Here is a 23,820-nt window from a genome sequence, read left to right on the forward strand (position 1 = left end):
AGGGAAGCCCCAAGCCGGCGACCCGGTCGATTCTGCCCGCCTTCGCTTCGCTCCCCGCCCGCCCGTGTCCTTTCAGCCGGCCACCGGCACCACCCGGTGGCCCGCGGCGGCCAGCAGGGCGCAGGCGCGTTCGCCGTCCGCCTGCGACACCAGCAGGTGGTCGCCGTCGAAGGTGGAGACCACGAAGATGCCGATGCCGTTCTCCGACAGCGGGCGGATCACCGACAGGACGATGCCCGTCTCGCCGAAGCCGAACGGCCCCACGAAACGGAACGCCACCCAGCCCCGGTCGGCCTGCACGCCGTCCGGCACGCGCGCCTGCAGGCAGGTGATCGACAGCTCCTCGCCGCTGCGCGAGATCGAGACGAACCCCTCGCCATCGGCCCACGGCGGAATGGCCGCCTGCGGCGCGAGCCGGGCGACGGCGTAGAGAGAGGGCAGGGTGGCGAGCGTGATGCTGCGGGTGGAGAGGAGGGGTGCGGTCATGGGGTGGAATGCAGTGGGGTGAAGGCCAGGAACAGCGCGATCGAGAACATCACCACCGCGATGCCCGCGTCCAGGCAGCGCCAGGCCACCGGCCGGGCGAACCACGGCGCCAGCCGCCGCGCGCCCAGCCCGAGGGTGAGGAACCACAGGGTGGAGGCCGTGGTGGCGCCCAGCGTGAAGCGCAGCTGCTGGCCCGCCGGCTGCTGGCCGCCCAGCGCGCCCAGCAGCACCACGGTGTCCAGGTACATGTGCGGGTTGAGCAGCGACACGGCCAGCACCGCCGCGAGCGCCTGCCGCGCCGTGGGGCCCGCGCCCGGCGCGCCCAGGCCAGCGGCCAGGGCGCCATCGGGCCGCAACGCGCGGCGCAGCGCCCCCAGGCCGTACCAGGCCAGGAACGCCGCGCCGCCCCAGCGGGCGATCGCCAGCAGCCACGGCTGGCCCTGGATCAGCGCGCCCATGCCGGCCACGCCCGCGGCGATCGCGATCACGTCGATGGCGATGCAGGTGCCCACCGTGAGGGCCACGTGCCGCCCGAGCAGGCCGACGCGCAGCACATGCGCGTTCTGCGCACCGATGGCGATGATCAGGCCGGCCCCGGCGCCGAAACCATGCAGAAAAGGGGTGATGGAAGACCACATCGGCGAATTGTCTGGGGCCGGGGCCGAATCCCATCCTGAATGGGGAAAATATCGACTTGGCTGAGAATTTCTCAGCTTTCAAACCCAAAGGCGCCATGGCACTGGATTCCAAACAATGCGAGGCCTTTCTCGCCGTGGCCGAGGCGGGCAGTTTCGAGCAGGCCGCCGCCGCGCTGCACATCACGCCCTCGGCGGTGTCGCTGCGCGTGCGCGCGCTGGAGACGCGGCTCGGCCAGCCGCTCATCGTGCGCGGGCGGCCCAGCCGCGCCACCCGGGCGGGCCGGCAACTGCTGCAGCACCTGCAGCGTGCCCGCGTCATGGAGCACGACCTGCTGGCGGGGCTGTCGGGCGGAGATGGGGAAGCGGATGCGTTCTTCGCCGTCACGCTCGCGGTCAACGCCGATTCGCTCGCCACCTGGCTGCTGCCGGCGCTGTCGGGCGTGCTGCAGCGCGAGCGCATCGCCATCGAACTGGTGGTGGACGACCAGGAGCACACGCACGCGCTGCTGGAGGCCGGCCTGGCCCATGCCTGCGTGTCGGCCCATCCGCATGCCATGCGCGGCTGCACGGCCGAGCCGCTGGGCCGCATGCGCTACCGGCTGGTGGCCTCGCCCGCATTCGCCGCGCAATGGTTCGGGCCGCGCGGCATCACCCGGGCGTCGGCGCGCCGGGCCCCCACGGTGGTGTTCAACCGCAAGGACCCGCTGCAGGCCAATGCGCTGCTCAATGCGTTCGGGCTGCAGGCCAGCGCCTATCCGAGCCATTACGTGCCGGCATCGGAGCCCTTCGTCGCGGCGATCCGGCTGGGGCTGGGCTACGGCATGGTGCCGGAGCTGCAGATCGGCGATGCCATCGCGCGCGGCGAGCTGATCGACGTGCTGCCCGATGCGGCGACGGACGTGGCCCTGTACTGGCACGGCTGGGCACAGCAGCCGCCCCGGCTGGAGCGGCTCGCCCAGCGGGTGATGCAGGCGGCCCGGGGGCTGCTGTAGGCCGCCGGCCGCCGTTCGCTCACGTGGCGGCGCTCGGCCTGGGCACGGCGTAGAAGCCCAGGAACATGTCCACCGCGTCGTGCAGCACCTGTCGCTGCTGGGCCGCCGTGAGCGACGGCTGCCCCAGCGCCAGTTGCGGCCAGAAGGCGAAGGCCTTGACCATGCCCTGCAGCTGGTGCGCGGCGTATTGCGGATCGACCCCGCCACGCAGGCGGCCGGCCTGCTGCGCCGCGTGGATCCACGCGGGAACGCCTTCTTCCTTCTCGCCCAGGCGCGCCACCATGGCCTGCGCGCGGGCCGGGGTGTGCAGCATCTCGGCCATGGCCACGCGCGACAGGTCCATGAACGCCGCATCGCCCAGCAGCGCCATCTTGCGCTCCAGCAGCTCCAGCAATTGCGCGCGCAGGGGCCGCTGCGGATCGTGCCCCGGGGCCGCCAGCGACTGGCTGCGGTCCCACAGCTGCCCGAGGATGGCGGCGAACAGGTCGTCCTTGCTGGGGAAATGGTTGTAAACCGTGCGTTTGGAGACCGCGGCCGCGGCGGCCACCCGGTCCATGCTGGTGCCGGCGAAGCCGTGCTCGCGGAACTCGCCGATCGCCGCCTGGACGATGGCATGGCGCTTGCGGTCGGTCAGGCGGGAGGGCGGCGGAGCGATGGCGGTCATAGGCAAAATTTTACACTGGGCAGTTTACTTTTCTGGATCGAACACTACACTGTGCAGTGCAGTTTTTGCGACGGCTTTGCTTCCTGCCTCGCCGCATGTTCCGGATTTCCCGGCTGCTTCACTCCCTACATCGCCATGGCTCACCGCATGTCCTCCTGTTCCGAATCGCCGGCCGCTCCGCACGGCCAGTCGCCCCAGTTCGTTGACGGGCGGTTTCGCAACGCGGCGCCCCGGCACCGCCTGGGCATGCTCAAGACGCTCGGCGTGCTGTGGCGCTTCGCCCTCGGCAAGCCCGCGGACACGGTGCCGGACCGGCCCATCGCCGTCCAGCCCCTGACCGCCGCCGCACTGCTGCAGGCGCCGGAAGACAGCCTGTGGCGGCTGGGGCATTCGACCCTGCTGCTCAAGCTCGACGGGCGGTTCTGGCTCACCGACCCGGTGTTTTCCGAGCGCGCCTCGCCGGTGCAGTTCCTGGGCCCCAAGCGCTTTCATGCGCCGCCGCTGGCCATCGAAGACCTGCCGCCCATCGCGGGCGTGATCCTCTCGCACGACCATTACGACCACCTGGACCACGCGGCGATCCTGAAACTCGCGCCCAAGGTGGAGCACTTCGTCGCGCCGCTGGGCGTGGGCGACCGGCTCATCGCCTGGGGCGTGCCGGCGGCCAAGGTGCAGCAGTTCGACTGGTGGCAGGGCACGACCCTCGGCGGGCTGCGCCTGGTGGCCACGCCGGCGCAGCATTTTTCGGGGCGCAGCCTGTCGGACGGCAACCGCACGCTGTGGGCGTCGTGGGTGCTGATGACGGCGGACACGCGCGTCTTCTTCACCGGCGACACGGGCTATTTCGACGGCTTCAAGGCCATCGGCGAGCGCTTCGGCCCGTTCGATCTCACGCTGGTGGAAACCGGCGCCTACAACGCCGACTGGCCCGACGTGCACATGCAGCCCGAGCAGAGCCTGCAGGCCCACCTGGACGTGAGGGGCCGCCACATGATGCCCATCCACAACGGCACGTTCGACCTGTCGCTGCACCCGTGGACCGAGCCGTTCGAGCGCATCACCGCGCTGGCCACCGCGGCCGGCGTGCCGCTGGCGGCGCCGGTGATGGGCGAACGGCTGGACATCCGGGCCCCGGCGCCGTCCCGCCAGTGGTGGCGCGAAGCCGCGGTGCCGCCCGCGCGCTGAAGGAGCGCGCCGCGCGGCGAGGGCTTCAGGCCGCCGTCGCGCCTGCCTGCGGCGCTGCGAGGTAGTTGTTCTTCACGCGCACGTAGTGCTCGGCCGAATACCGCAGGTACGCGATCTCCTGCGGTGTCAGCGCCCGCTGCCGCACGGCCGGGCGGCCCGTGTAGAGATAGCCGCTCTCCAGCGTCTTGCCCGGCGAGACCAGGCTACCGGCGCCCAGCATCACGCGGTCACCGATCACCGCGTCATCCATCACGATGCTGCCCATGCCGATCAGGCACTCGTTCCCAATGGTGCAGCCGTGCAGGATCACGGAGTGGCCCAGCGTGACGTAGTTGCCGATCACCAGGGGAGAGCCCTCCGGCTTGCCCGGATGGCGGTGCGACACATGGCCCATGGCCAGGTCCTGCACGTTGGAACATTCGCCCACCACGATGCGGTTCACGTCGCCGCGCAGCACCGCGTTGCACCACACCGAGCTGTCGCGCCCCAGGTGCACATCGCCGATCACCTGGGCGGAAGGGTGGAGGTAGACGCCGGCGTCCAGCGTGGGGGCGGTGTCCAGGTATGGGGCGAGGGGCATGGGCTATCCAGGGAAATGCGGTGCGTAAATGGTGGCTTGGCGGCCACGGGTCAGGTCAGGCCGTGGGGCGTTGGCGGGAGGCTCATTCAGCAGCCCCGTGGCATCGCATCGACACGATCGCGCTAGCGTATAGCCGTTCCTTGACCTCTGCCGCGCGGCGCATGGCGGTGCTGGCAAAAGCATGGGCTCCGGAAGGATCGGCGATGGATATCCATGGCTGCATCTGCTGGCTTTCCTGTTCTTGTCCGTCGTAGTCCAGATCGTGTTCCAGATACTGCCACCATGGCCAGTGAATCCAATCTTCCTGCCCATTGGGATAGTGCAGTTTCATCAAGCGCTGAATCTCAGGCCACATCAATGTGTCGCGCTTCGTCAACTCGCCATTCGTGTAGATGCCCCAGTAGAAAGTACCAGCCTCGGTCAGGTCGCTCGTCTCGTACCGAAGTCGCAAATCGCGCAAACCGAGGTCGAATTCAAAGCCGATCCACTCTTCCGACGTCTGCCAATCTTCGTCCCAATGGGCCGCTAAGGCACCGGGCGCCCCCGCCATCATTTGCATCTGCTCGTGAATCTTGCGAAGCAGAGCGCGCTTCATGTGCGGCATCGCTTGGGCAATGCGAATGGACGACGCGATATTCGCTTGGGTAGCCGTCATGGCGTCCACGATTTCCTGCGAGTTTTCCATCGAAGGCTCCCGAATGATTTTTTGTCGGATGAACTGCACGAGGGCGTCCACGAAAAGGCGCACGGTGGGGGCCTGGATGTGCAGGGCGCAGTCTTCCAGCCAGGCGACGATGCCGGGCCATTTCAGCCAGATGAACCGCCCCCGGTCTTCCATGGCCCGGAGGCTTTTTTCGTCGATGCTGCGGCTGCTGGGGCCGGCGCCGCACAGGTACACCAGCATCCAGGGCCTGCCGAGCGCGGCGCTTTCGAGATGGCGGGCGTAGTTCTGCAACTGCCCGATCTGGTCGGTGGCCCACGGCTTGTTCTCGATGCAGATGCAGCCGCGGTCCAGTTCCAGGTGGATGTCCATGCGGCCGCCGTCGATGGACTTCTCGCGCTGAATTCGGCAGCGCTGGCTGCCGAGCGTCCATGAAGCGTCTGGATGCTCCACCGAAAGCACCTGCAGAAAGCGGTGCAGGAACAAAGGTCCCTGCCCGTGGCTGTCCGCCGGATCGAGCAGCAGCGCCAGGTACTCCGAAATCGCCATCTCGTTCCTGCGCAGGTATTCCAGCAGGGAGAAGCCCGGGGCCAGTTGCCTGGCGAACTGCTGGGCGGCGATGCGGCGGGCCTGCTGCCGCACCTGCACCTGCTGCAGCAGCGCGTATTCGTTGCGATGGGCCGGGGTCATGTGGCGGGGGACTGGTGATTGGGGGTTGGCCGCGCTCATCGCAGCGGCGTTTGGGTATCCCGCCCGAGCGTACCGGACCGCCACGGACTGCGCCCCGTCAGCTCCCCCACGATGGCCGCCTTCAGCGGTGCCAGCCGCCGGGCGCCGTGCAGCACCAGTTGCCGCACGGCGCGGGGCAGGGGGCGCGCGTCGGTGTACAGCCGCACGATGGCGTTGGTGCCTTCGTAGATCGGCCAGGCGCGGCGATGGTGCGCGCGGCCATAGGGCCGCAGCGCGTCGGCGCTGCCGATGTCCTGGCCGCGCTGCCGGGCGTCGGCAATGGCGCGCGCCAAGCCCTCCACGCCGGCCAGGCCCAGGTTGTAGCCGTGGGCGGTCACCGGGTGCATGCCCACGGCGGCATCGCCCAGCAGCGCGCAGCGGTGGCCGGTGAACCGGTCCGCATAGGTGGCGACCAGCGGGTAGGCGTGGCGCTCGCCCACCAGCGCCATCACGCCGAGCCGGCCCGCGAACTGGGCCTGCACCTGCGCGGCGAACGTGGCGGCGTCCTGCGCCATCAGGGCCGCCGCCTCGGCCGCGCCGGTGGTGACGACCACGGAGCACTGCGGCGCGCCGTCCGCCGGGTCGTCCGGCAGCGGCAGCACGGCCAGGGTGCGGTCGTGGCCGAAGGCTTCGTGCGCGATGCCGTGGTGGGGCGCTGCGTGGCGCATGCGGCAGACGATGACGGTGCGCCCGAAGTCCGCCATGCGCGCGCCGATGCCCAGTTGCCGGCGCACGGCGGAAAACCGGCTGTCGGCGGCCACGACCAGCCGGGCCTGCAGGCGCGTGCGGGGCGCGGCCGGATCGCCTGCATCGCCAGCGGCCGGCATGGTTTCCACCGCGGCATGGTCGGCCGCCACGGACACCTGCGCCACCTGCGCGCCGGCCAGGATGCGCACGCCCGGCCGCTGCGACGCCACGGCGTGGGCGGTGCGGCGCAGCGCGTGGTTGGGCACGATCCAGCCCAGGTGCGTCACCGCCTCGCCGTGCGCCGCCAGGCCCGGGTGCAGCCGCAGCGGCGCGTGCCGCCCCACCGGTCCGTCGTGCACCCGGGCCTCGGCGATGCGGCCGATCTCGTGCGGGGCCAGCAGCGCCCAGGTGCCCAGGCGGCGCAGCGTGTCGCCGCTGGCGTGGGTGAGTGCGATCTCGCGGCCGTCGGGCGCGGGATCGGCGAGCGCGGTGGCGGGTTGCCGGTCCAGCACCGTGCTGGTGAAACCGGCCTGGCACAGGGCGATGGCCAGCGACAGGCCGGCCGGGCCCGCGCCGACGATGAGAACGTCGCAATGCTGCTGAGGCATGGGAGGAAAGACCAAGGAAGGCGAGCGCCCGGCGGGCGCCGGCGGCCATTGTGCGGGCCCCGCCGTTCCCCCGGCTTGCACTGGGTCAAGGGAATGTGGCCGGCTGCACTGGTTGATTTGCTATTGATTTAATAGCTACATGCCCTAGCATCGATTGCCTTTGGGGCCCAAAAGACCCCAATGCCTCGCGGCGGCACCCCGGCGGGCCATGGGGCCACGGCCCGCTGCTTCACACCGCCCGGTAGAAGAACGTGGTGCCGCACGGCGCGCCGTCGGGCATCAGGGCATAGCCCGGCACCTCGCCCACGCGCTGCCAGCCGGCGCGGGCGTAGAGCCGTTCGGCGTCGCCGCCGGTCACCGTGTCCAGCACCATCAGGGTCTTGCCCTCCTGCCGGGCGACGGCGTCCACGGCGTCCAGCAATTGCCGGGCCACGCCCTGGCGGCGGGCGCGGCGATGCACCAGCATCTTGGCCACGTCGGCCCGGTGCGGCTGGTTCTCGGGCTGCGCCAGCACGAGCTGCACGGTGCCCAGCACTGCGCCGCTGTCCACCGCTTCGGCGATGAGCAGCGCCCGTTCGCCGCGCGCCACGCCCTCGGCCACGCCGCGCCAGAAATCCACGGCCCTGTCGTGCGCCAGCGGGTGCATGAAGCTCACCGAGGCGCCGCCGGCCACGCAGTCGATCAGCACCTCGGCCAGGGCGGGCACGCAGGCGGCGGCTTCGTTCACGCCCAGACGGCGCACAGTCACGGCGGGGGCGTCGGCGGGAACTTCGGCAGAGGGCGTGGCGAGTGATGTGGCGGCGGTCATGTCGGGCTCCGGGTCGGGTGGGGTGGATTGGCGGGCAGGGTGGCCAGGGCCACCAGGTAGCGCGCGGGGCTGCGCGTGGGGTTGCGGTATTCGACGGCGCCCTCCAGCCGGTGGGCCAGGCAGTCGCCGGCTTCCAGCCGCCAGACCGTGCCGTCCAGCGCGATGTCCATGCGGCCGTCGATCATCCAGATCTGCTGGTGGATCTCCGCGCCGCGGTCGGCCCGCTCGTAGGCCACGCGCTGGCCCGGCGGAAACACCACGTCCACGAGCTGCAGCGGCGACGCCACCGTGGGCGACACGTTGCGCCGCAGGTAGCCGGAGGCGGGGTCGGTCCACACGGGCTGCTGCGCCACGCGGGCCACGGGCGAGGGCGCGGCGCGGCCTTCGTCGCCCTCGGCCTGGGGCGCATCGAACAGCGAGGCCAGCGCCACGCCCAAGCCGGTGGCCAGCTTGTCCAGCACGGTGGCGGTGGGGCTGCTTTCGCCGCGCTCGATGAGCGAGATGTTGGAGCGGCTCACGCCGCTGCGTTCGGCCAGGGCGTCGAGCGAGAGGCCGCGCGCATCGCGCAGTTCGCGCACGCGGCGGGCCAGGCGGGTATTGATGTCCATGCCTCCAGTTTAATGGAAATGATTCCAGAAAAATGGATGGGCGCCGGATCAAGGCCGGATCACGCCCCCTGCGCAGGCATCGCCCGCAGCGTCGCCGCCCAAAAGAGCAGCGCCGCCAGGCTGAGCCCCAAGCCCAGCGCGCGCACGCCGGGCCAGCCGGCAAGGCCGTACACCGCGGTCGATGCCACCGCCCCCAGGCCGCTGCCCACCGCGTAGAACAGCATGTAGCAGCCCACCAGGCGGCCGTGCGCCTCGGGCCGGGTGCGCAAGATCAGGCCCTGGTTGACCACGTGGACCGCCTGCCCGCCCAGGTCGAGCACGACGATGCCCACCGCCAGCGCCCACAGCGTGTGCGCCGCGAACGCGATGGGCACCCACGACACCAGCAGGCACGCCAGCGCGAGGCCGGTGGTCCATTGCCCCCGGCCCCGGTCCACGGAGCGGCCGGCCCGCGCGGCGGCCAGGGCGCCCACCACGCCGACCAGCCCGAACGCGCCGATGGCGGTGTGCGACAGGGCATGGGGCGGCGCGCTCAGCGGCAGCACCAGCGCGCTCCAGAAGACGCTGAACGCCGCGAACATCAGCAGCCCGATCACGCCGCGGATCTGCAGCACGCGCTCGGTCGCCAGCAGCGTGCCCATCGAGCGCAGCAGCGACCAGTAGCCCAACGTGGCCGGGCGCGCGCGGGCGGGCGGCAGGGCCTTCCACAGCAGCGCCAGCATCGCCAGCGACAACCCGCAGGAGACCAGGTACACGGCGCGCCAGCCCGCCAGGTCCGTGACCGCGCCGGCCAGCGTGCGGGCCAGCAGCAGGCCGATGACGACGCCGCCCTGCACGGTGCCGACCACGCGCCCCCGCTTGGCGGGAGGGGCCAGCGTGGCGGCGCAGGCGATCAGCCCTTGCGTCATGGCCGTTCCCAGCAGCCCGATGGCGGCCATGGCCGCCAGCAACAGCAGCGGCGTGGGCGCCCAGGCCACGCCCAGCAGCGCCAGCGCCAGCAGCACCAACTGCCCGCACAGCAGGTGCTTTCGGTCCACCCGATCGCCCAGCGCCACCACGAACAGCAGGGCGATGGCGCAGCCCACCTGGGTGGCGGTGATCACGCCGCCCACCGCCATGGCGGGGATGCCGAAATCCAGCGCGATGGCGTCCAGCAGGGGTTGGGCGTAGTAGACATTGGCAACGCTCACGCCGCAGCACACGGCCAGCAGGCGCACGAGGCCCGGCGGCAGGGGATGGCCGGGGGCGGCGTGCAGGGCGGACGGGTTGGCGGCGGTCATGGGGTGCTGATCTGGTTGCTGATTAAAACTGGATCGAGTGTAGTCCCATCCTGTTTTAAAATGAAACCACTTTGGTGCGTGGATCGAATGCCCGGTCCGCCACCGGCACCCAAGGAGTGGCCATGGCCAAAAGAAAAAGCCTCGCGGATTCCCCCTGCCCCGTGGCCCGTTCGCTCGACGTGGTGGGCGACCGCTGGTCGATGCTGATCGTGCGCGATGCGTTCGACGGGCTGCGGCGCTTCGGCGAGTTCCAGGCCAGCCTGGGCGCAGCGCGCAACATCCTCAGCGACCGCCTGCGCACGCTGGTGGAAGGGGGCGTGCTGGAGATCGCGCCCGCCTCCGATGGCAGTGCCTACCAGGAGTACGTGCTGACCGCCAAGGGCGAGACGCTGTTTCCGGTGGTCGTGGCCCTGCGCCAGTGGGGCGAGGCGCACCTGTACGCCCGGGGCGAGAAGCACTCGGTGCTCGTCGATCGCGCCACGGGCAAGCCGCTGCCGAAAGCCCTGCTGCGGCTGGAGGACGGGCGGGTCGTCCGGCCGGCGGACACCCTCGTGAAGAAGGTGCGTGCGCGGCCCTGATCCGCGAGGCCGCCGGCATACTGGGCCCATGCCCCGCAACATCGAAATCAAGGCACGCCTGCCGTCGCCCGGCGCATTGGCCGCGCTGGAGGCCCGCGCCGCAGCGCTGGCCGACCGCGGCCCGGAGCGGATCCATCAGGACGACACGTTCTTTCGCTGCGCGGCCGGCCGGCTCAAGCTGCGCGCGTTCTCCGCCGGCGCGGGCGAGCTGATCTTCTACCGCCGCCCCGACGTGCAGGGGCCCAGGACCGCGTTCTACGTGCGCACGCCCACGGCCGATCCCGACGGGCTGCGCGAGGCGCTCACGCTGGCGCACGGCCAGGCGGGGCGGGTGGTCAAGGAGCGCACGCTGTACCTGGTGGGCCGCACGCGCGTGCACCTGGACCGCGTGGCGGGCCTGGGCGAGTTCATGGAGCTGGAGGTGGTGCTGGACGAGGCCGAGCCCGAAGACGGCGGCCTGCGGGAGGCACACGACCTGATGGCCCGGCTCGGCGTGGCACCGGCGCAGTGGGTGGACTGCGCCTACGTCGATCTGCTGCGCGGCCGGGGCGGCTGACGCCCGGGCGCGCGCTGCGCCGCAGGGCTTTGGCCCCGCGGCACCGCCCTTCAGCAGGGCACGCCGTTGCGCTCGATGAGCCAGGCGGGGGCGTCCTGCAGCGCCACGGGGCGCAGGAACCGGTCCAGCGCCGCGTAGCCGACCGAGGTGGTGAACGGCGCGGTGCTGGCGGGGTAGGGGCCGCCGTGCATCTGCGCGCCGGTCACGGCCACGCCCGTGGGCACGCCCGCGAACAGCACGCGGCCGGCCACCTGCGTGGCGGCGCGCACCAGCGCGCGGTGTTCGGCCGTGTCGGCATCGGCGCCCCACAACGTGACGGTGAGCGAGCCGCCGATGGCCTGCAGCACGGCCACGGTCTCCTCGATGGAGGCCACGCGCACCACCAGCGCGGCGGAGCCGAAGACCTCTTCGTGCAGCGCAGGGTCGGCGATGAAGTCAGCCGCCTGCACTTCGCCCAGGAACGGGCGCGGCGTGGCGCCGGCCTCGGCCGTTTCGCTCACCAGGGCCCGGAGCTTGCCGTGGCCGCGCCATGCGGCCACGCCCCGGTCGAACGCGCCGCGGATGCCGGGGGTGAGCATGGCGTGCGGCGCCAGGGGGCGCAGCTTGTCGGCCAGGGCCTGCACGAAGGCATCGCCCGAGGCGTCCTGGCGCACGACGATCACGCCGGGGCTGGTGCAGAACTGGCCCGAGCCCAGGCAGATGGAGCCGGCCAGCGTCTCGGCCAGCGCGGCGCCGTTGGCCTTCAGCGCCGAAGGCAGCGCCACCAGCGGGTTCACCGAACCCAGCTCGCCGTAGAACGGGATCGGGCGCTGGCGCTCTGCGGCCACCTTGGCCAGCGCCGTGCCGCCCTTGAACGAGCCGGTGAACGCCACGGCCGCGACCGCCGGCGCCTGCACCAGGCGCACGCCGGCCTCGATCGAGCCGCCCTGCACCAGCTGGAACACGCCGGCCGGCAGGCCGCGCGCGGCCACCACGGATTGCGCCAGCGCCGCGGTCTGGCGCGACAGCTCGGGGTGTGCGGGGTGCGCCTTCACCACCACCGGGCAGCCGGCCGCCAGGGCCGAGGCCGTGTCGCCGCCCAGCACCGAGAACGCGAACGGGAAGTTGCTGGCCGAGAACATGGCCACCGGCCCCACGGGAACGCGCACGCGGGTCAGGCGTGGGCGGCCCGCGGGCGGCGCACCGGCCACGGCCGCGTCGTCCAGCACGGTGTGGGCCGCGCCGCGCTCCAGCACGTCGGCAAAGCCGCGCAGCTGGAAGGCCGTGCGGTCCAGCTCGCCGTTCAGGCGCACCGGGCCCAGGCCGCTTTCACGGTCGGCCACGGGCACCAGGGCTTCGCGCTGGGCCTCCAGGGCCTCGGCCAGCGCGCGCAGCAGGGCGGCGCGGTCGGCGGCCGGGGTGGCGGCGAAGGCATCGGCGGCGCTCGCGGCGGCGGCCACGGCGGCGTCGATCTCGGCCGGGGTGGATTCGGGCCAGGCGGCGCCGTGGGGCTGGCCGGTGCGGGCGTCGATGGATTGCAGGGTGTTGTCGGGCATGGAGGTTCCTGAAAAGGGCAAGGGCCGTCGCGGCCTGCTGTCTCACTGAATGGAATTGTTCGCCGATCGGCAGGGGCCCGCCGTTGGGAGCCTGCCATCGTAATGAAAGGGCGAGCCGCCTAAAATCCCTGCGGCCCGCCGTCCCCTTCCCGCGCGGTTCTGAATTCCATTTCGTGAGACAAACATGCCTGCATCGCCCGGAGACGGCACCGCCGCGCTCGAAAAAGCCCTCGACGTGCTGGACGCCGTGGGCGCCGCACCGCAGGGCCTGAGCCACGCCGACCTGGCGGCCCGGCTGGCGTTGCCCCGCACCACGGCCTACCGCCTGCTGGCCACGCTGGTGGCGCGCGGCATGCTGCGCCGCGATCCGCTGCGCAAGGTGTACTGTCTGGGCGTGCGCTGCTTCGAGCTGGCGCGCCAGGCCCATGCCATGCCCGACCTGGCCGCGGCGGCCGTGATGGAACTGCGCACGTTGCGCGACCTGACGGGCGAGACCACCTACCTGGCCGCACTGGATGGGCGCGACGTGGTGTCGCTGGAGCGCTGCGATGGCGCGCACAGCCAGCGCTCGGCCAGCGCCCTGGGCCAGCGCAAGCCGGTGTACTGCACCAGCCAGGGCAAGGCCATCCTCTCCGCCATGGACGGCGCGGCGCGCGATGCCCTGGTGCGCGAACTGGTGCTGCGCCCCGTCACGCCCCGCACGCTGACCGACCGGCGGCGCCTGCTGGCGGAGCTGCGCGTGACGGCGGCGCGCGGCTACGCCATCGACGACGAAGAGATCGTGCCCGGCGTGCGCTGCGTGGGCGCGCCCATCATCGACGGCCTGGGCCAGGTGCGCGGCGCGCTCAGCGTGGCCGGGCCGGCCTGGCGGCTCACGCCCGAGCGGCTGGAGCTGCTGGGCCCCGAGGTGGCCGAGGCCGCGCGCCGTGTGGGCGCGCAGTTGCACGGCGTGCGCCCCACCCTGGGCGATGCCGAGGCCCGCCCCGTGCCCGGCCCCTGGGCGTTCCACGGCGCCCACCCGCGCTGGTGCGCGGCCAGCGGCCGGCTGTTCTGGGCCGACACCCTCGCCCCCGCGCTGCGGGCGGTGGGACCGGGGGACGAAGGCGACACGCTCTGGGCCGAGGCCGAAGGCCCCGTGCACGGCCTGCTGCTGGGGCAGGACGGCAGCAGCGGCGAGGCGCAAGCGACCGGTGCCGGTCCCGCCACCGCGCCCCCGCCCATCGCCTGGTGCGCCCACGGCGCCTTCGCGCTCCCCCAGGGTGGGCCGGCGCAGCGCCTGGCCCCCTGGCCCGCGCTGCCGGCCCAGGCCGTCTGCCGCGGTGCCGGCGGCGAGCTGTGGCTGGCGTGCGAGACGCTCGAGGGCGGCAGCGCCGTGGGCTGCCTGCGGCCCGGCGCGCCGCTGGAGGTGCGCTGGCGCCTGCCCGAGCCGGTGCAGTGCCTGCGCTGGCGCGCGGCGGACGGCACCCTCTGGGCCGCCGTGCCGGACACGGGCGCCATCCTGTCGCTGCAGCCCGAGACCGGCGCCGTGCGCCGCCTCGTCTCCGTGCCCAAGGGCTCGGGCCGGGTGAGCGGCCTGGCGCTGGATGCGGAGGGCGGGGTGTGGACGGCCCTGCGCGATGGGTGGAGCGTGGTGCGTTTTCTGCCTGACGGCAGCCTGGACCGCGTCGTCGCGCTGCCGGTGCCCTGTCCCACCGACGTGGAACTGGGCGGGGCCGACGGGCGGCGGCTGTTCATCACCACGGCGCGCCAGCCGGTGCCGCTGGATGTGCTGGCCAAGGCCCCGCTGTCGGGCCGGCTGTTCGAGGTGGCGGTGTAGCGGAGCGCCGTTTCGTTCCCCGTTAATGGCATCTTTATTGAAACAAAAGGTTGTGTACGGGATGGTTCACCCTATGGCGCCAGGGCGTTTCGTTACTTTGTAAAGCGGCGGAAGCGGTGGCCAGGCTGTGGATACAACTCGATGCATTCGCGGCGGCACACCGTATGGGCTTTCAAAGGCCCGTGAAACAATTTCCGCCTGCCCGGTCCACTCCATGGCCGCCAAGGGGCCGCAGAGCCTCTCGAGCACCGCATCCGTCGCCCCTTGGCGCTTGTTTCCAGACCTCAACGAAAGTGTTTCCATGAAGAAGTTCTCACTGAGCGCCGTCGCGCTCGCCCTGCTGCTGTCCGGTTGCGCCACCACGGGCGATGGCAGCAAGAGCGGTTCCGGCACCTCGGCCATCTCCAGCGTGCTGGGCGCCGCCACCGCCGGCGGTTCCAGCTCCAGCAGCACCGAGAACAAGGCGGGCGCCGCGCTGGACGTGTTCAAGGCCGTGACCGTGTCCGACGAAGAACTCAAGACCGTCTCGCTGCAGTACCGCAACTACGAAGACCGCACCGAGAACGCCGCCCCGGCCAACAACAAGTACGCGCAGCGCCTGGCGCGCCTGACCAGGAAGCACGTCAACGAAGACGGCATGAAGCTGAACTTCAAGGTGTACCTGAGCAAGGACGTGAACGCCAACGCCACGGCCGACGGCTCCATCCGCGTGTACAGCGGCCTCATGGACATGATGAACGACCAGGAACTGCTGGGCGTGATCGGCCACGAAATCGGCCACGTGAAGCTGCAGCACTCGCTGTCGGCCATGCGCACGGCCTACATGGCCTCCGCCGGCCGCAAGGCCGCGTCCGCCGCGGGCGGCGTGGGCCGCCTGGCCGACTCCGACCTGGGCGCCCTGGGCGAGAAGCTGGTCAACAGCCAGTTCTCGCAAAGCCAGGAAACCGCCGCCGACGACTACGGCCTGGCCTTCATGAAGAAGCACAAGTACAAGGTGCAGGCCATGGAGTCGGCCTTCCGCAAGATCGCCTCGCTGAGCGGCAAGAGCGGCGGCATGGACGCCATGCTGTCCACCCACCCGGATGCGGGCGGCCGTGCGGACCGCATGCGCGACCTGGCCTCGGCGAAGTAATCGGCCATCCTGAGGCAACCAGCAGAAAAGGCGGCGGGCGAAGGCCCGGCCGCCTTTTTTGGTTTTTGCAGGGCGTGGGGGGGTTGGGCGCCTTCCGGTCCCACCCTCCCGCGAGAGGTGTTTTCCTACGCCCCGCCAGAACCCCGCTCGATAGAGTGGACAGCCTTTGCGTCTCATTTCCGAAAAGGACTCCCACATGCGCGTAGACATCTATCGCCGAGCCGAAGCCGATGGCAAGTTCTCCCACCTCGCCGTGCCCGAAGGGCGCCCCATCCCGCAGGAGGCGATCAACGTGGACTGGGACACCGAAGCCCGTGGCCAGGAGATGGACGAGAACGCCGACCACTGGGACGACTACGGCATCGCGCAGCCGGCCGCGCAGATCGAAGAAAAGGGCTACGCCATCACCAGCGTGCACGAGCTGACCGACTGACCCCGGGGCCGGCGGGCAGGGCCCCGCTGCCGCCCCCTTCGCAAAGCCGCCCGCCGCACCCGGCCGGTGGCTTTGTCCATTCGGGGACGCCCGCCCGGTGACAGCGGCGGTGGCGCACGCTACGCTGCGGCGCCATGGAGACAAAAAACACCCCCCCGTTCATTCCCCAGATCCGCCTGTACCAGGACTGGCTGCAGGCCCGCCACGGCCTCGTCTTCGCCGACTACGACGCGCTCTGGCGCTGGTCCGTCACCGACCTCGATGCGTTCTGGCAGAGCATCTGGGCCTACTTCGATCTGCAGTCGCCCACCCCGCACACGGCCGTGCTGGCGCGCAATGCCATGCCGGGGGCCGTGTGGTTCCCCGGGGCGCAGGTCAACTACGCGCGCCAGGTGCTGCGCCATGTGGACCCGGCGCACGCCGCGGGCCTGCCGGCCGTGGTGAGCCGCAACGAGCGCGGCCTGCACCGCGAGCTGTCCTGGCCCGAGCTGCGCCGCCAGGTCGCCTCGCTCGCGCTGCACCTGCGCCGCCAGGGCGTGCGGCGCGGCGACCGCGTGGCGGCCTACCTGCCCAACGTCCCCGAGGCCATGGTGGCGCTGCTGGCCACGGCCAGCCTGGGCGCGGTGTGGAGCGTGTGCGCGCCCGACATGGGCACGGCCGCCGTGCTGGACCGCTTCCGCCAGATCGCGCCCAAGGTGCTGATCGCGGTGGACGGCGTGACCTACGGCGGGCGCGACCACGACCGCAGCGGCGTGCTGGCCGAACTGCGCGCGGCGCTGCCCTCGGTCACCCACATGGTGGTGGTGCAGCACCTGCATGCTCCTGAAACCATAGCAGACACGGCAGATTTTTCTAGGGCATGCGGCCAAAAAGATGCCGAAGTGGCTGCGTTCGAGCCCGAGTGGCTGCCGTTCGACCACCCGCTGTGGATCGTCTACTCCAGCGGCACCACCGGCCTGCCCAAGCCCATCGTGCACGGCCACGGCGGCATGGTGCTGGTGGCGCTGCAGCTCAAGGGGCTGCACAACGACATCGGCTGCAGCTACGAGCCCAATTCGTTCGGCGAGCGCTACCACTGGTACAGCTCGACCGGCTGGGTGATGTGGAACGCGCAGGTGAGCGGCCTGCTGGCGGGCACGACGTGCGTGATCTACGACGGCAACCCGGGCGGCAGCCGCGAGCGGCCCGACTGGGGCACGCTCTGGCGCTTCGCCGCCGAGACGGGCGTGACGTTCTTCGGTGCGGGCGCGGCCTTCTACGCCAACTGCATGAAGTCGGGCCTGTCGCTCACGGACTGCGGCGATCTCTCGCGCGTGCGGGCGCTGGGCACCACCGGCTCGCCGCTCGCGCCCGAGGTGCAGGCCTGGGGCACGGCGCAGTTCCGCGCGCTGGGCGTGTCGGGGCATGCGGACGGCGACATCTGGTGGAACAACATCTCCGGCGGCACCGATTTTTGCGGCGCCTTCATCGGCGGGCACCGCGAACTGCCCCAGGTGCCCGGCGAGATGCAGTGCCGCATGCTGGGCGCGGCGGTCGAGGCCTGGAACGCCGAGGGCCAGCCGGTGATCGACGAGGTGGGCGAACTGGTGTGCACGCAGCCCATCCCGTCCATGCCGCTGTACCTGTGGGGCGATGGCGAGCCGGGCCCCGCGGGGCAGGGCGGCGACCCGAACGGAAAACGCTACCTGGCGAGCTACTTCGACATGTACCCGCCGGGCCACGGCCGGCGGCCGGGCGGGGGCGACGGGCCCGTGGACATGGGCCCGGTCTGGCGCCACGGCGACTGGATCCGCATCGGCCGCTACGGCGGCTGCGTGATCTACGGGCGCAGCGACGCCACCATCAACCGCCACGGCCTGCGCATGGGCACGAGCGAGATCTACCGCGCCGTCGAGGCCCTGCCCGAGGTGCTGGACAGCCTGGTGGTCGATCTGGAATCGCTGGGCCGCGACAGCTACATGCCGCTGTTTGTCGCGCTGCGGGGCGGCGTCGAGCTGGACGATGCCCTGCGCGGGCGCATCGCCGCGGCCATCCGCACCGCGCTGTCGCCGCGCTTCGTGCCGGACGAGATCGTGCAGGTGGCCGAGGTGCCGCGCACGCTGAGCGGCAAGAAGCAGGAGCTGCCCATCAAGAAGCTGCTGCTGGGCCAGCCGCTGGACAAAGTGGTCAACCAGGACGCCATGGCCAACCCGGGCTGCCTGCCGTGGTACGTGGCGTTCGCGCAGCGGCGCGCGGCCACCGTGGCGGCGCACTAGCGCTGCAGTACGTCAGCGCACCGTCACGCGGCCGTGGGGCGGGCGCGCACTAGCGTGCTCTTGCCGAACAGGCTCTGCACCAGGTCGACCACCAGCTCGGCGGTCTGGTTGCGGATGTCGAGCGCGGGGTTCAGCTCCACGATGTCCAGCGAGGCCAGGCGGCCCGTGTCCGCGATCATCTCCATGCACAGCTGCGCCTCGCGGTAATTGGGGCCGCCGCGCACGGTGGTGCCGGTGCCGGGGGCGATCTCGGGGTCGAGGAAGTCCACGTCGAAGCTCAGGTGCAGGTGCACGCCTTCGCCGGCCTCGCCCTCCAGCCCGTCGAGCGCACGGCGCATGACCTCGCGCATGCCGAGCTCGTCGATGGAGCGCATGTCGTACACCTCGATGCCCAGCTCGCGGATGAGGCGCTTTTCCTCGTCGTCCACGCTGCGCAGGCCGATCTGGCACAGCTGCGCGCCCTGCAGCGCGGGCACGGCGCCGCCCAGGGCCGACAGCGATTCGGGGCCGAAGCCGTACAGGCTCGCCACGGGAATGCCGTGCACGTTGCCGCTGGGCGAGATGGCGGGCGTGTTGCAGTCTGCGTGGGCATCGAGCCAGAGCACGCGCAGGCGCTTGCCCGTCTGGCGGCAGCGCCGCGCGACCGCGCTGATCGAGCCCACCGCCAGATGGTGGTCGCCCCCGAGCAGGATGGGCATGCGGCCGGCGGCGAACTGCGCGGACACGGCGTCGTGCACCGCGCGGTTCCACGCCACGCATTCCGCCAGATTGCGCAGCCCGTGGTCGCCCCGCGCGCTTTGCGGGTTGGGCGGGCCGAAGAGGTTGCCGGCATCTTCCACGTCCACGCCGAACCGCGCGAGGGCCGGGCCCAGCTGGGCGACGCGCAGGGCGTCGGGCCCCATGGCCGCGCCCAGGCGCGCGGCGCCGGCGTCGGTGGGGGCGCCGATGAGGGTGGCGCGCGTGTGCGGGGCGGCGGGGGTAGCGATGTCGGTCATGGGTTCATCTCCTGGAAACGCACGGCGTGCGGGCGCCGTGGCGCCAAAGTTTTCACCCACATGCGGTCTGGCGGCATGCGGAAAAAGGGATGGGGCGCGTGCAGTGTGCACGCGGATGGTGACGATGGGTGCCGTGTGCTGGCGCGGCCCACCCGTGCTTAAAGCGCTTCCGCCAGGTGGGCGGCGGCCTGCACCAGCGGGGGCGCGCCTGCGGGCGTGCCCAGGGCGATCCACGGCTGGATCTGCGCGTACAGGTCCTTGGGGTCGGTCTGGTCGGGAATCAGCTCCAGCGGCTGCAGCAGGCCCGCGCTGCGGCCCAGGGCACGCATGAAGCGCAGGGCGGAATAGTCCTCCAGCGCAAAGCCCACCGAGTCGAACACGGTGACCTGCGCGAGCGACGTGCGGGCCGGCGCCTCGCCGCGCACCACGCGCCAGAACTCGGTCACGGGGAAGTCGGCAGGCATCTGCTGCAGGTCGCCTTCGATGCGGGTCTGGGGTTCGTACTCCACGAACACGCTGGCCGCCCGCAGCACCTCGGCCGCCAGTTCGGTCTTGCCGGGGCAGTCGCCGCCCACGGCGTTGATGTGCATGCCAGGCTCGACCAGGTCGCCGTGCAGGATCGTGGCGTAGGCCTTGTCGGCGGTGACGGTGGTGACGATGTCCGCGCCGCGCACGGCCTCGGCGGTGCTGGCGCAGCGGACGATCTCCAGCTCCCCCCGCGCCACCAGCGGCGCGAGGTTGGCCGCCAGCTTGGCCGTGGCGGCCGGGTCGATGTCGTACAGGCGCAGCTCGCCGATGCCCAGCAGGCCCACGAAGGCCAGGGCCTGGAACTCGCTCTGCGCGCCGTTGCCGATCAGCGCCATGCTGCGGCTGTCCGGGCGGGCCAGGTAGCGCGCGGCCATGGCCGACGTGGCCGCGGTGCGCAGTGCCGTGGTCAGGGTGAGCTCGCTCAGGAAGGAGGGGTGGCCGGTGGCCACGTCGGCCAGCGCGCCGAAGGCCATCACCGTGGGCAGGCCGTGGCGGGTGTTGACCGGGTGGCCGTTCACGTACTTGAATGCGTAGTCGCGGGCGTCGGCGACGGGCATGAGTTCGATGACGCCGTTGGGCGAATGGCTCGCGGTGCGCGCGGACTTGTCGAAGTCCTGCCACCGGGCGTAGTCCTCTTCAATGGCCTGCGCCATGCCGCGCAGGCATTCCACCACGCCGGTGCGGCCGACCAATTGCGCGGCGCGCGTGGCGCTCAGGAACTCGGTGGACATGGTGCCGGGGATGGGGCGTTGGTCGGGGGTCATGGGATCGGCTCCTCGTCGGTGGGCGCGCCACGCGACGGGGGGCGGGGCGGCATGGGGTTCCCAAGCGTCCCACAAGGGCGCGCCAATTCAAATCGGCAAAAATGCACGCATAAGCGCAAAAAACTGGCTTTTTGCTCAAAGGAATTGCCGAAATGGACAATATCGACCAGCAACTGATCGCCCAGCTGCGACACAACGCCCGCGCCAGCGTCGCCACGCTGGCCACGCGGCTGGGCGTGTCGCGCGGCACCGTCACCAACCGCATCCGCCGGCTGGAGGACACGGGCGTGATCGTCGGCTACACGGTGCGGCTGCGGCCCGAGCGCGAGACGGGCGGCGGACTGCAGGCCTGGACCAGCATCTCCATCGAGGGCAACGACGCGCGCCGGGTCACGGCCTCGCTGCTGGGCGAGCCCAGCGTGCTGGCGCTGCACAGCACCAATGGCCGGTGGGACCTGCTGGCCGAACTGCAGGTGGGCAGCCTGGCGGAGCTGGCGCACGCGCTGGAGCGCATCCGCCTCATCAAGGGCATCAGCAACACCGAGACCAGCATCCACCTGGAGACCGTGCGCGCGCCCATCGCGTCCGGCGGGCGCGGCACGGCCGGGCCGTAGCGGGGCCGTAGGACATGCCTGACGGTGCGCCCCTCGGGGCGCCGCCCATAATCGGCAGGCATTGCCACCGCGGCCTTCCACGGCGCACGGCGGCCGCCACCCACCCAGGAGAGTCCATGTCCCAGTCCACCCCCAAGCGCTTTTCGATGATCCGCGAGTTCCACCTCGCCGACTGGTTCACGCTGGGCAACGCCGTGTGCGGCGTGGGGGCGCTGTTCTCGTCCATGACGTTTCTGGAGACCGGCGAGGTGCGCCACGTGTACTTCGCCTGCGCGCTGGTGCTGGCGGCGCTGATCTTCGACGTGCTGGACGGCCGCATCGCGCGCTGGCGGCAAAAGTCCTCGGCCATGGGGCGCGAGCTCGATTCGCTGGCCGACGTGATCTCGTTCGGCGTGGCCCCGGCCATCATCGCCTACGCCTGCGGCATGCAGGGCCTGTACGACCGCATCGTGCTGGCGTACTTCGTGGCCTGCGGCGTCTCGCGCCTGGCGCGCTACAACGTCACCGCCGAAACGCTGTCGGAAGGCTCGGGCAAGGTCAAATACTTCGAGGGCACGCCGATCCCCACCTCCATCGTGCTCGTGGCCCTGATGGCGCTGGCCGCCGCCCTGGGCGCGGTGCGCGAGCACCTGTGGTTCGGCAGCGTGGTGCTGGGCGGGTTCACGCTGCACCCGCTGGTGCTGCTGTTCGCGCTGTCGGGCTCGCTCATGATCAGCCGCGTCCGCATCCCCAAGTTCTGAAGGGGGTGACCGGCTTCGGGAGACGAAGTTTTGCTATGAAAATAATAGCTGCATGCCGGTGATTTGATTGCGCTGAGACCCGATTCGATCCGGGGTGCCGGCGCCTGCCGCACGCGGCCTGCAGGCATGGGCTTGTCCGGCCGGGCCTCGGCGCCAAGCTGCCTGCCCCATGCGGCGCGTGGCGCGCGGATACGTCCCGCGACAGGCACCGGCGGGCCCCCACGGTACACTTCGCGCCTTCGGGCCGGGCGTACCGCTCCCCCTTTTTTCCGCACCACGCACCCCCCTTCCATGGCCGTTGACACGGCGGGCCAGGCCCGCACCAGCTTTGACCTCAAGAGCGCCCAGCTGCCCGTGGTGGCGGTCGTGCTCAAGACCACCGACGTCGGCGTACTCGCCGCCGACCTGGCCGCACGGCTGGAGAGCGACCCGGACTTCTTCGACAACGACCCCGTGCTGATCGACCTGGCCGGCGTGCGCGAGGCCGGCGACGCCATCGATTTCGACGCCCTGTGCGCCGCGCTGCGCGGCCACCATACCCAGCCCGTGGCCGTGCGCGGCGGCAGCCCCGCGCAGATGGAGGCCGCGCACGCCGCCGGCCTGATCGCCGCGCCCGAGGCGCCGCCGGCCCGCGTGCACGCCCCGGCGGCCGACGCCCTGCGCGACGCGGCCCCGCCCCCGCGCGAGGTGGTGCGCGAAGTCATCCGCGAGGTCGAAGTGGTGCGCGAGGTGCCCGCCGGCGGCCCGACCACCGTGGTGGTGGACAAGCCGCTGCGCTCGGGCCAGCAGGTGTATGCCCGTGGCGCCGACCTGGTCGTGATGGCCGTGGTGAGCTTCGGCGCCGAGGTGATCGCGGACGGCAACATCCACGTCTATGCGCCCATGCGCGGGCGGGCCATCGCCGGCGCGCGCGGCGACACCAGCGCGCGCATCTTCAGCACGTGCCTGGAGCCGCAGCTCGTGTCGATCGCAGGCATCTACCGCACCACCGAGACCGAGCTGCCGGACGCCGTGCGCGGCAAGCCGGCCCAGGTGCGGCTCGACGGCGAGAAGCTGCTCATCGAGCCGCTCTAGAACCCGTTCTGACCGCCTTCTTCTTTCATTCGGACCAACGCAGGGAATTTTCACAACATGGCCAAAATCGTCGTCGTGACCTCCGGCAAGGGTGGCGTGGGCAAGACCACCACCAGTGCCAGCTTCGCATCCGGCCTCGCACTGCGCGGCCACAAGACCGCGGTGATCGACTTCGACGTCGGCCTGCGCAACCTGGACCTCATCATGGGCTGCGAACGCCGCGTGGTGTATGACCTCATCAACGTGATCCAGGGCGAGGCCAACCTGAACCAGGCCCTCATCAAGGACAAGCAGTGCGACAACCTGTTCGTGCTGGCCGCCAGCCAGACGCGCGACAAGGATGCGCTCACGCAGGACGGCGTGGAGAAGATCCTGAACGACCTGTCCGGCATGGGCTTCGAGTACATCGTCTGCGACTCGCCCGCCGGCATCGAGAGCGGCGCGCTCATGGCCATGCACTTCGCCGACGAGGCGCTGCTGGTGACCAACCCCGAGGTGTCCTCGGTGCGCGACTCCGACCGCATCCTGGGCATGCTGGGCAGCAAGACCAAGCGCGCCATCGCCGGCGGCGAGCCCGTGAAGGAGCACCTGCTCATCACGCGCTACAACCCCAACCGCGTGGAAGACGGGCAGATGCTGTCGCTGGAGGACATCCAGGACATCCTGCGCATCGAGCTGATCGGCGTGGTGCCCGAGTCCGAGAACGTGCTGCAGGCCTCCAACCAGGGCACGCCCGCCATCCACATGCAGGGTACCGATGTGTCCGAGGCCTACAAGGACGTGGTGGCCCGCTTCCTCGGCGAGGACAAGCCCCTGCGGTTCATCGACGCGCACAAGCCCGGCTTCTTCAAACGCATCTTCGGTGGGAGGTAAC

The 23,820-nt window shown here is 71.3% G+C and carries 24 protein-coding genes; 12 read left to right on the forward strand and 12 right to left on the reverse strand.

Going from position 1 to position 23,820, the window contains the following annotated elements; translation table 11 throughout:
* Positions 1-72: 72 nt before the first annotated feature.
* Complete coding sequence (locus AVTE2539_RS10095) at positions 73-486, reverse strand: ACT domain-containing protein (protein ID WP_284410262.1); 414 nt, start codon at positions 484-486, stop codon at positions 73-75.
* Positions 483-1,124: a LysE/ArgO family amino acid transporter gene (locus tag AVTE2539_RS10100; RefSeq protein WP_284397060.1), complete on the reverse strand. Its 642-nt coding sequence runs from the start codon at positions 1,122-1,124 to the stop codon at positions 483-485. Before AVTE2539_RS10100 ends, AVTE2539_RS10095 begins: the two co-directional genes overlap by 4 nt.
* A 95-nt stretch (positions 1,125-1,219) precedes the next feature.
* Here AVTE2539_RS10100 and AVTE2539_RS10105 point away from each other — a divergent pair, with 95 nt between their 5' ends.
* Positions 1,220-2,116, forward strand: a complete 897-nt coding sequence (locus tag AVTE2539_RS10105; protein WP_284397058.1) for a LysR family transcriptional regulator ArgP — start codon at positions 1,220-1,222, stop codon at positions 2,114-2,116.
* Between the two features lie 19 nt (positions 2,117-2,135).
* Here the strand turns inward: AVTE2539_RS10105 and AVTE2539_RS10110 are convergent, their stop codons facing one another.
* Positions 2,136-2,780, reverse strand: coding sequence for a TetR/AcrR family transcriptional regulator (locus AVTE2539_RS10110; protein WP_284410268.1), 645 nt, complete (start codon positions 2,778-2,780; stop codon positions 2,136-2,138).
* A gap of 147 nt (positions 2,781-2,927) precedes the next feature.
* On the opposite strand from AVTE2539_RS10110, the gene AVTE2539_RS10115 reads away from it, so the two are divergent.
* The gene (locus AVTE2539_RS10115; protein ID WP_284410270.1) at positions 2,928-3,965 is read left to right on the forward strand and encodes an MBL fold metallo-hydrolase; all 1,038 of its coding nucleotides are present in this window, start codon (positions 2,928-2,930) and stop codon (positions 3,963-3,965) included.
* A 25-nt stretch (positions 3,966-3,990) separates the two neighbouring features.
* On the opposite strand, the gene AVTE2539_RS10120 is transcribed toward AVTE2539_RS10115, so the two are convergent.
* The 6 genes from AVTE2539_RS10120 to AVTE2539_RS10145 all read right to left on the reverse strand — a co-directional run bounded on the left by AVTE2539_RS10120 (position 3,991) and on the right by AVTE2539_RS10145 (position 9,926).
* The gene (locus AVTE2539_RS10120; RefSeq protein WP_284410272.1) at positions 3,991-4,545 is read right to left on the reverse strand and encodes a gamma carbonic anhydrase family protein; all 555 of its coding nucleotides are present in this window, start codon (positions 4,543-4,545) and stop codon (positions 3,991-3,993) included.
* Between the two features lie 82 nt (positions 4,546-4,627).
* On the reverse strand, positions 4,628-5,896 hold the full coding sequence (locus AVTE2539_RS10125) for a PDDEXK-like family protein (protein WP_284410274.1): 1,269 nt from the start codon (positions 5,894-5,896) through the stop codon (positions 4,628-4,630).
* Positions 5,897-5,931: 35 nt separating this feature from the next.
* Positions 5,932-7,230, reverse strand: a complete 1,299-nt coding sequence (gene ubiM / locus AVTE2539_RS10130) for a 5-demethoxyubiquinol-8 5-hydroxylase UbiM (RefSeq protein WP_284410276.1) — start codon at positions 7,228-7,230, stop codon at positions 5,932-5,934.
* 229 nt (positions 7,231-7,459) lie between these two features.
* Complete coding sequence (locus AVTE2539_RS10135) at positions 7,460-8,038, reverse strand: GNAT family N-acetyltransferase (protein ID WP_284410280.1); 579 nt, start codon at positions 8,036-8,038, stop codon at positions 7,460-7,462.
* Positions 8,035-8,646, reverse strand: a complete 612-nt coding sequence (locus AVTE2539_RS10140; protein ID WP_284410282.1) for a helix-turn-helix domain-containing protein — start codon at positions 8,644-8,646, stop codon at positions 8,035-8,037. Before AVTE2539_RS10140 ends, AVTE2539_RS10135 begins: the two co-directional genes overlap by 4 nt.
* A 59-nt stretch (positions 8,647-8,705) precedes the next feature.
* Positions 8,706-9,926, reverse strand: coding sequence for an MFS transporter (locus AVTE2539_RS10145; protein WP_284410284.1), 1,221 nt, complete (start codon positions 9,924-9,926; stop codon positions 8,706-8,708).
* A gap of 122 nt (positions 9,927-10,048) precedes the next feature.
* Here AVTE2539_RS10145 and AVTE2539_RS10150 point away from each other — a divergent pair, with 122 nt between their 5' ends.
* Positions 10,049-10,504 carry a winged helix-turn-helix transcriptional regulator gene (locus AVTE2539_RS10150; RefSeq protein ID WP_284410286.1) on the forward strand — a complete coding sequence of 152 codons (456 nt, stop codon included), beginning with the start codon at positions 10,049-10,051 and terminating at the stop codon, positions 10,502-10,504.
* Between the two features lie 28 nt (positions 10,505-10,532).
* Positions 10,533-11,060, forward strand: coding sequence for a class IV adenylate cyclase (locus tag AVTE2539_RS10155; RefSeq protein WP_284410288.1), 528 nt, complete (start codon positions 10,533-10,535; stop codon positions 11,058-11,060).
* A 50-nt stretch (positions 11,061-11,110) separates the two neighbouring features.
* Here the strand turns inward: AVTE2539_RS10155 and AVTE2539_RS10160 are convergent, their stop codons facing one another.
* A complete protein-coding gene (locus tag AVTE2539_RS10160) occupies positions 11,111-12,595 on the reverse strand; it encodes an aldehyde dehydrogenase (NADP(+)) (RefSeq protein WP_284410291.1) in 1,485 nt (494 codons plus the stop codon).
* A 184-nt stretch (positions 12,596-12,779) separates the two neighbouring features.
* On the opposite strand from AVTE2539_RS10160, the gene AVTE2539_RS10165 reads away from it, so the two are divergent.
* The 4 genes from AVTE2539_RS10165 to AVTE2539_RS10180 all read left to right on the forward strand — a co-directional run bounded on the left by AVTE2539_RS10165 (position 12,780) and on the right by AVTE2539_RS10180 (position 18,231).
* The gene (locus AVTE2539_RS10165; protein WP_284410292.1) at positions 12,780-14,411 is read left to right on the forward strand and encodes an IclR family transcriptional regulator domain-containing protein; all 1,632 of its coding nucleotides are present in this window, start codon (positions 12,780-12,782) and stop codon (positions 14,409-14,411) included.
* A gap of 301 nt (positions 14,412-14,712) precedes the next feature.
* Positions 14,713-15,543: a M48 family metallopeptidase gene (locus tag AVTE2539_RS10170; protein WP_284410293.1), complete on the forward strand. Its 831-nt coding sequence runs from the start codon at positions 14,713-14,715 to the stop codon at positions 15,541-15,543.
* Between the two features lie 196 nt (positions 15,544-15,739).
* Positions 15,740-15,976 (forward strand): DUF6139 family protein, encoded by a 237-nt coding sequence (locus AVTE2539_RS10175; RefSeq protein ID WP_272566159.1) that lies wholly within the window; start codon positions 15,740-15,742, stop codon positions 15,974-15,976.
* 134 nt (positions 15,977-16,110) lie between these two features.
* Positions 16,111-18,231, forward strand: coding sequence for an acetoacetate--CoA ligase (locus tag AVTE2539_RS10180; protein WP_284410295.1), 2,121 nt, complete (start codon positions 16,111-16,113; stop codon positions 18,229-18,231).
* A gap of 23 nt (positions 18,232-18,254) precedes the next feature.
* On the opposite strand, the gene rocF is transcribed toward AVTE2539_RS10180, so the two are convergent.
* Positions 18,255-19,226, reverse strand: a complete 972-nt coding sequence (gene rocF / locus AVTE2539_RS10185) for an arginase (protein ID WP_284410297.1) — start codon at positions 19,224-19,226, stop codon at positions 18,255-18,257.
* Between the two features lie 158 nt (positions 19,227-19,384).
* The gene (gene ocd / locus AVTE2539_RS10190) at positions 19,385-20,518 is read right to left on the reverse strand and encodes an ornithine cyclodeaminase (protein WP_284410299.1); all 1,134 of its coding nucleotides are present in this window, start codon (positions 20,516-20,518) and stop codon (positions 19,385-19,387) included.
* Positions 20,519-20,670: 152 nt separating this feature from the next.
* On the opposite strand from ocd, the gene AVTE2539_RS10195 reads away from it, so the two are divergent.
* The 4 genes from AVTE2539_RS10195 (at position 20,671) to minD (ending at position 23,819) form a co-directional block, all read left to right on the forward strand.
* Positions 20,671-21,132 (forward strand): Lrp/AsnC family transcriptional regulator, encoded by a 462-nt coding sequence (locus AVTE2539_RS10195; protein ID WP_284397018.1) that lies wholly within the window; start codon positions 20,671-20,673, stop codon positions 21,130-21,132.
* A 116-nt stretch (positions 21,133-21,248) separates the two neighbouring features.
* Positions 21,249-21,872, forward strand: a complete 624-nt coding sequence (pssA, locus tag AVTE2539_RS10200) for a CDP-diacylglycerol--serine O-phosphatidyltransferase (RefSeq protein WP_284410301.1) — start codon at positions 21,249-21,251, stop codon at positions 21,870-21,872.
* Positions 21,873-22,163: 291 nt separating this feature from the next.
* A complete protein-coding gene (gene minC, locus AVTE2539_RS10205; protein WP_284410303.1) occupies positions 22,164-22,946 on the forward strand; it encodes a septum site-determining protein MinC in 783 nt (260 codons plus the stop codon).
* Positions 22,947-23,003: 57 nt separating this feature from the next.
* Positions 23,004-23,819 carry a septum site-determining protein MinD gene (gene minD, locus AVTE2539_RS10210; protein ID WP_284397011.1) on the forward strand — a complete coding sequence of 272 codons (816 nt, stop codon included), beginning with the start codon at positions 23,004-23,006 and terminating at the stop codon, positions 23,817-23,819.
* Position 23,820 lies beyond the last annotated feature (1 nt).

Origin of the sequence: Acidovorax sp. SUPP2539 (assembly GCF_030158975.1) — a bacterium.
Lineage (GTDB): Bacteria > Pseudomonadota > Gammaproteobacteria > Burkholderiales > Burkholderiaceae_C > Paracidovorax.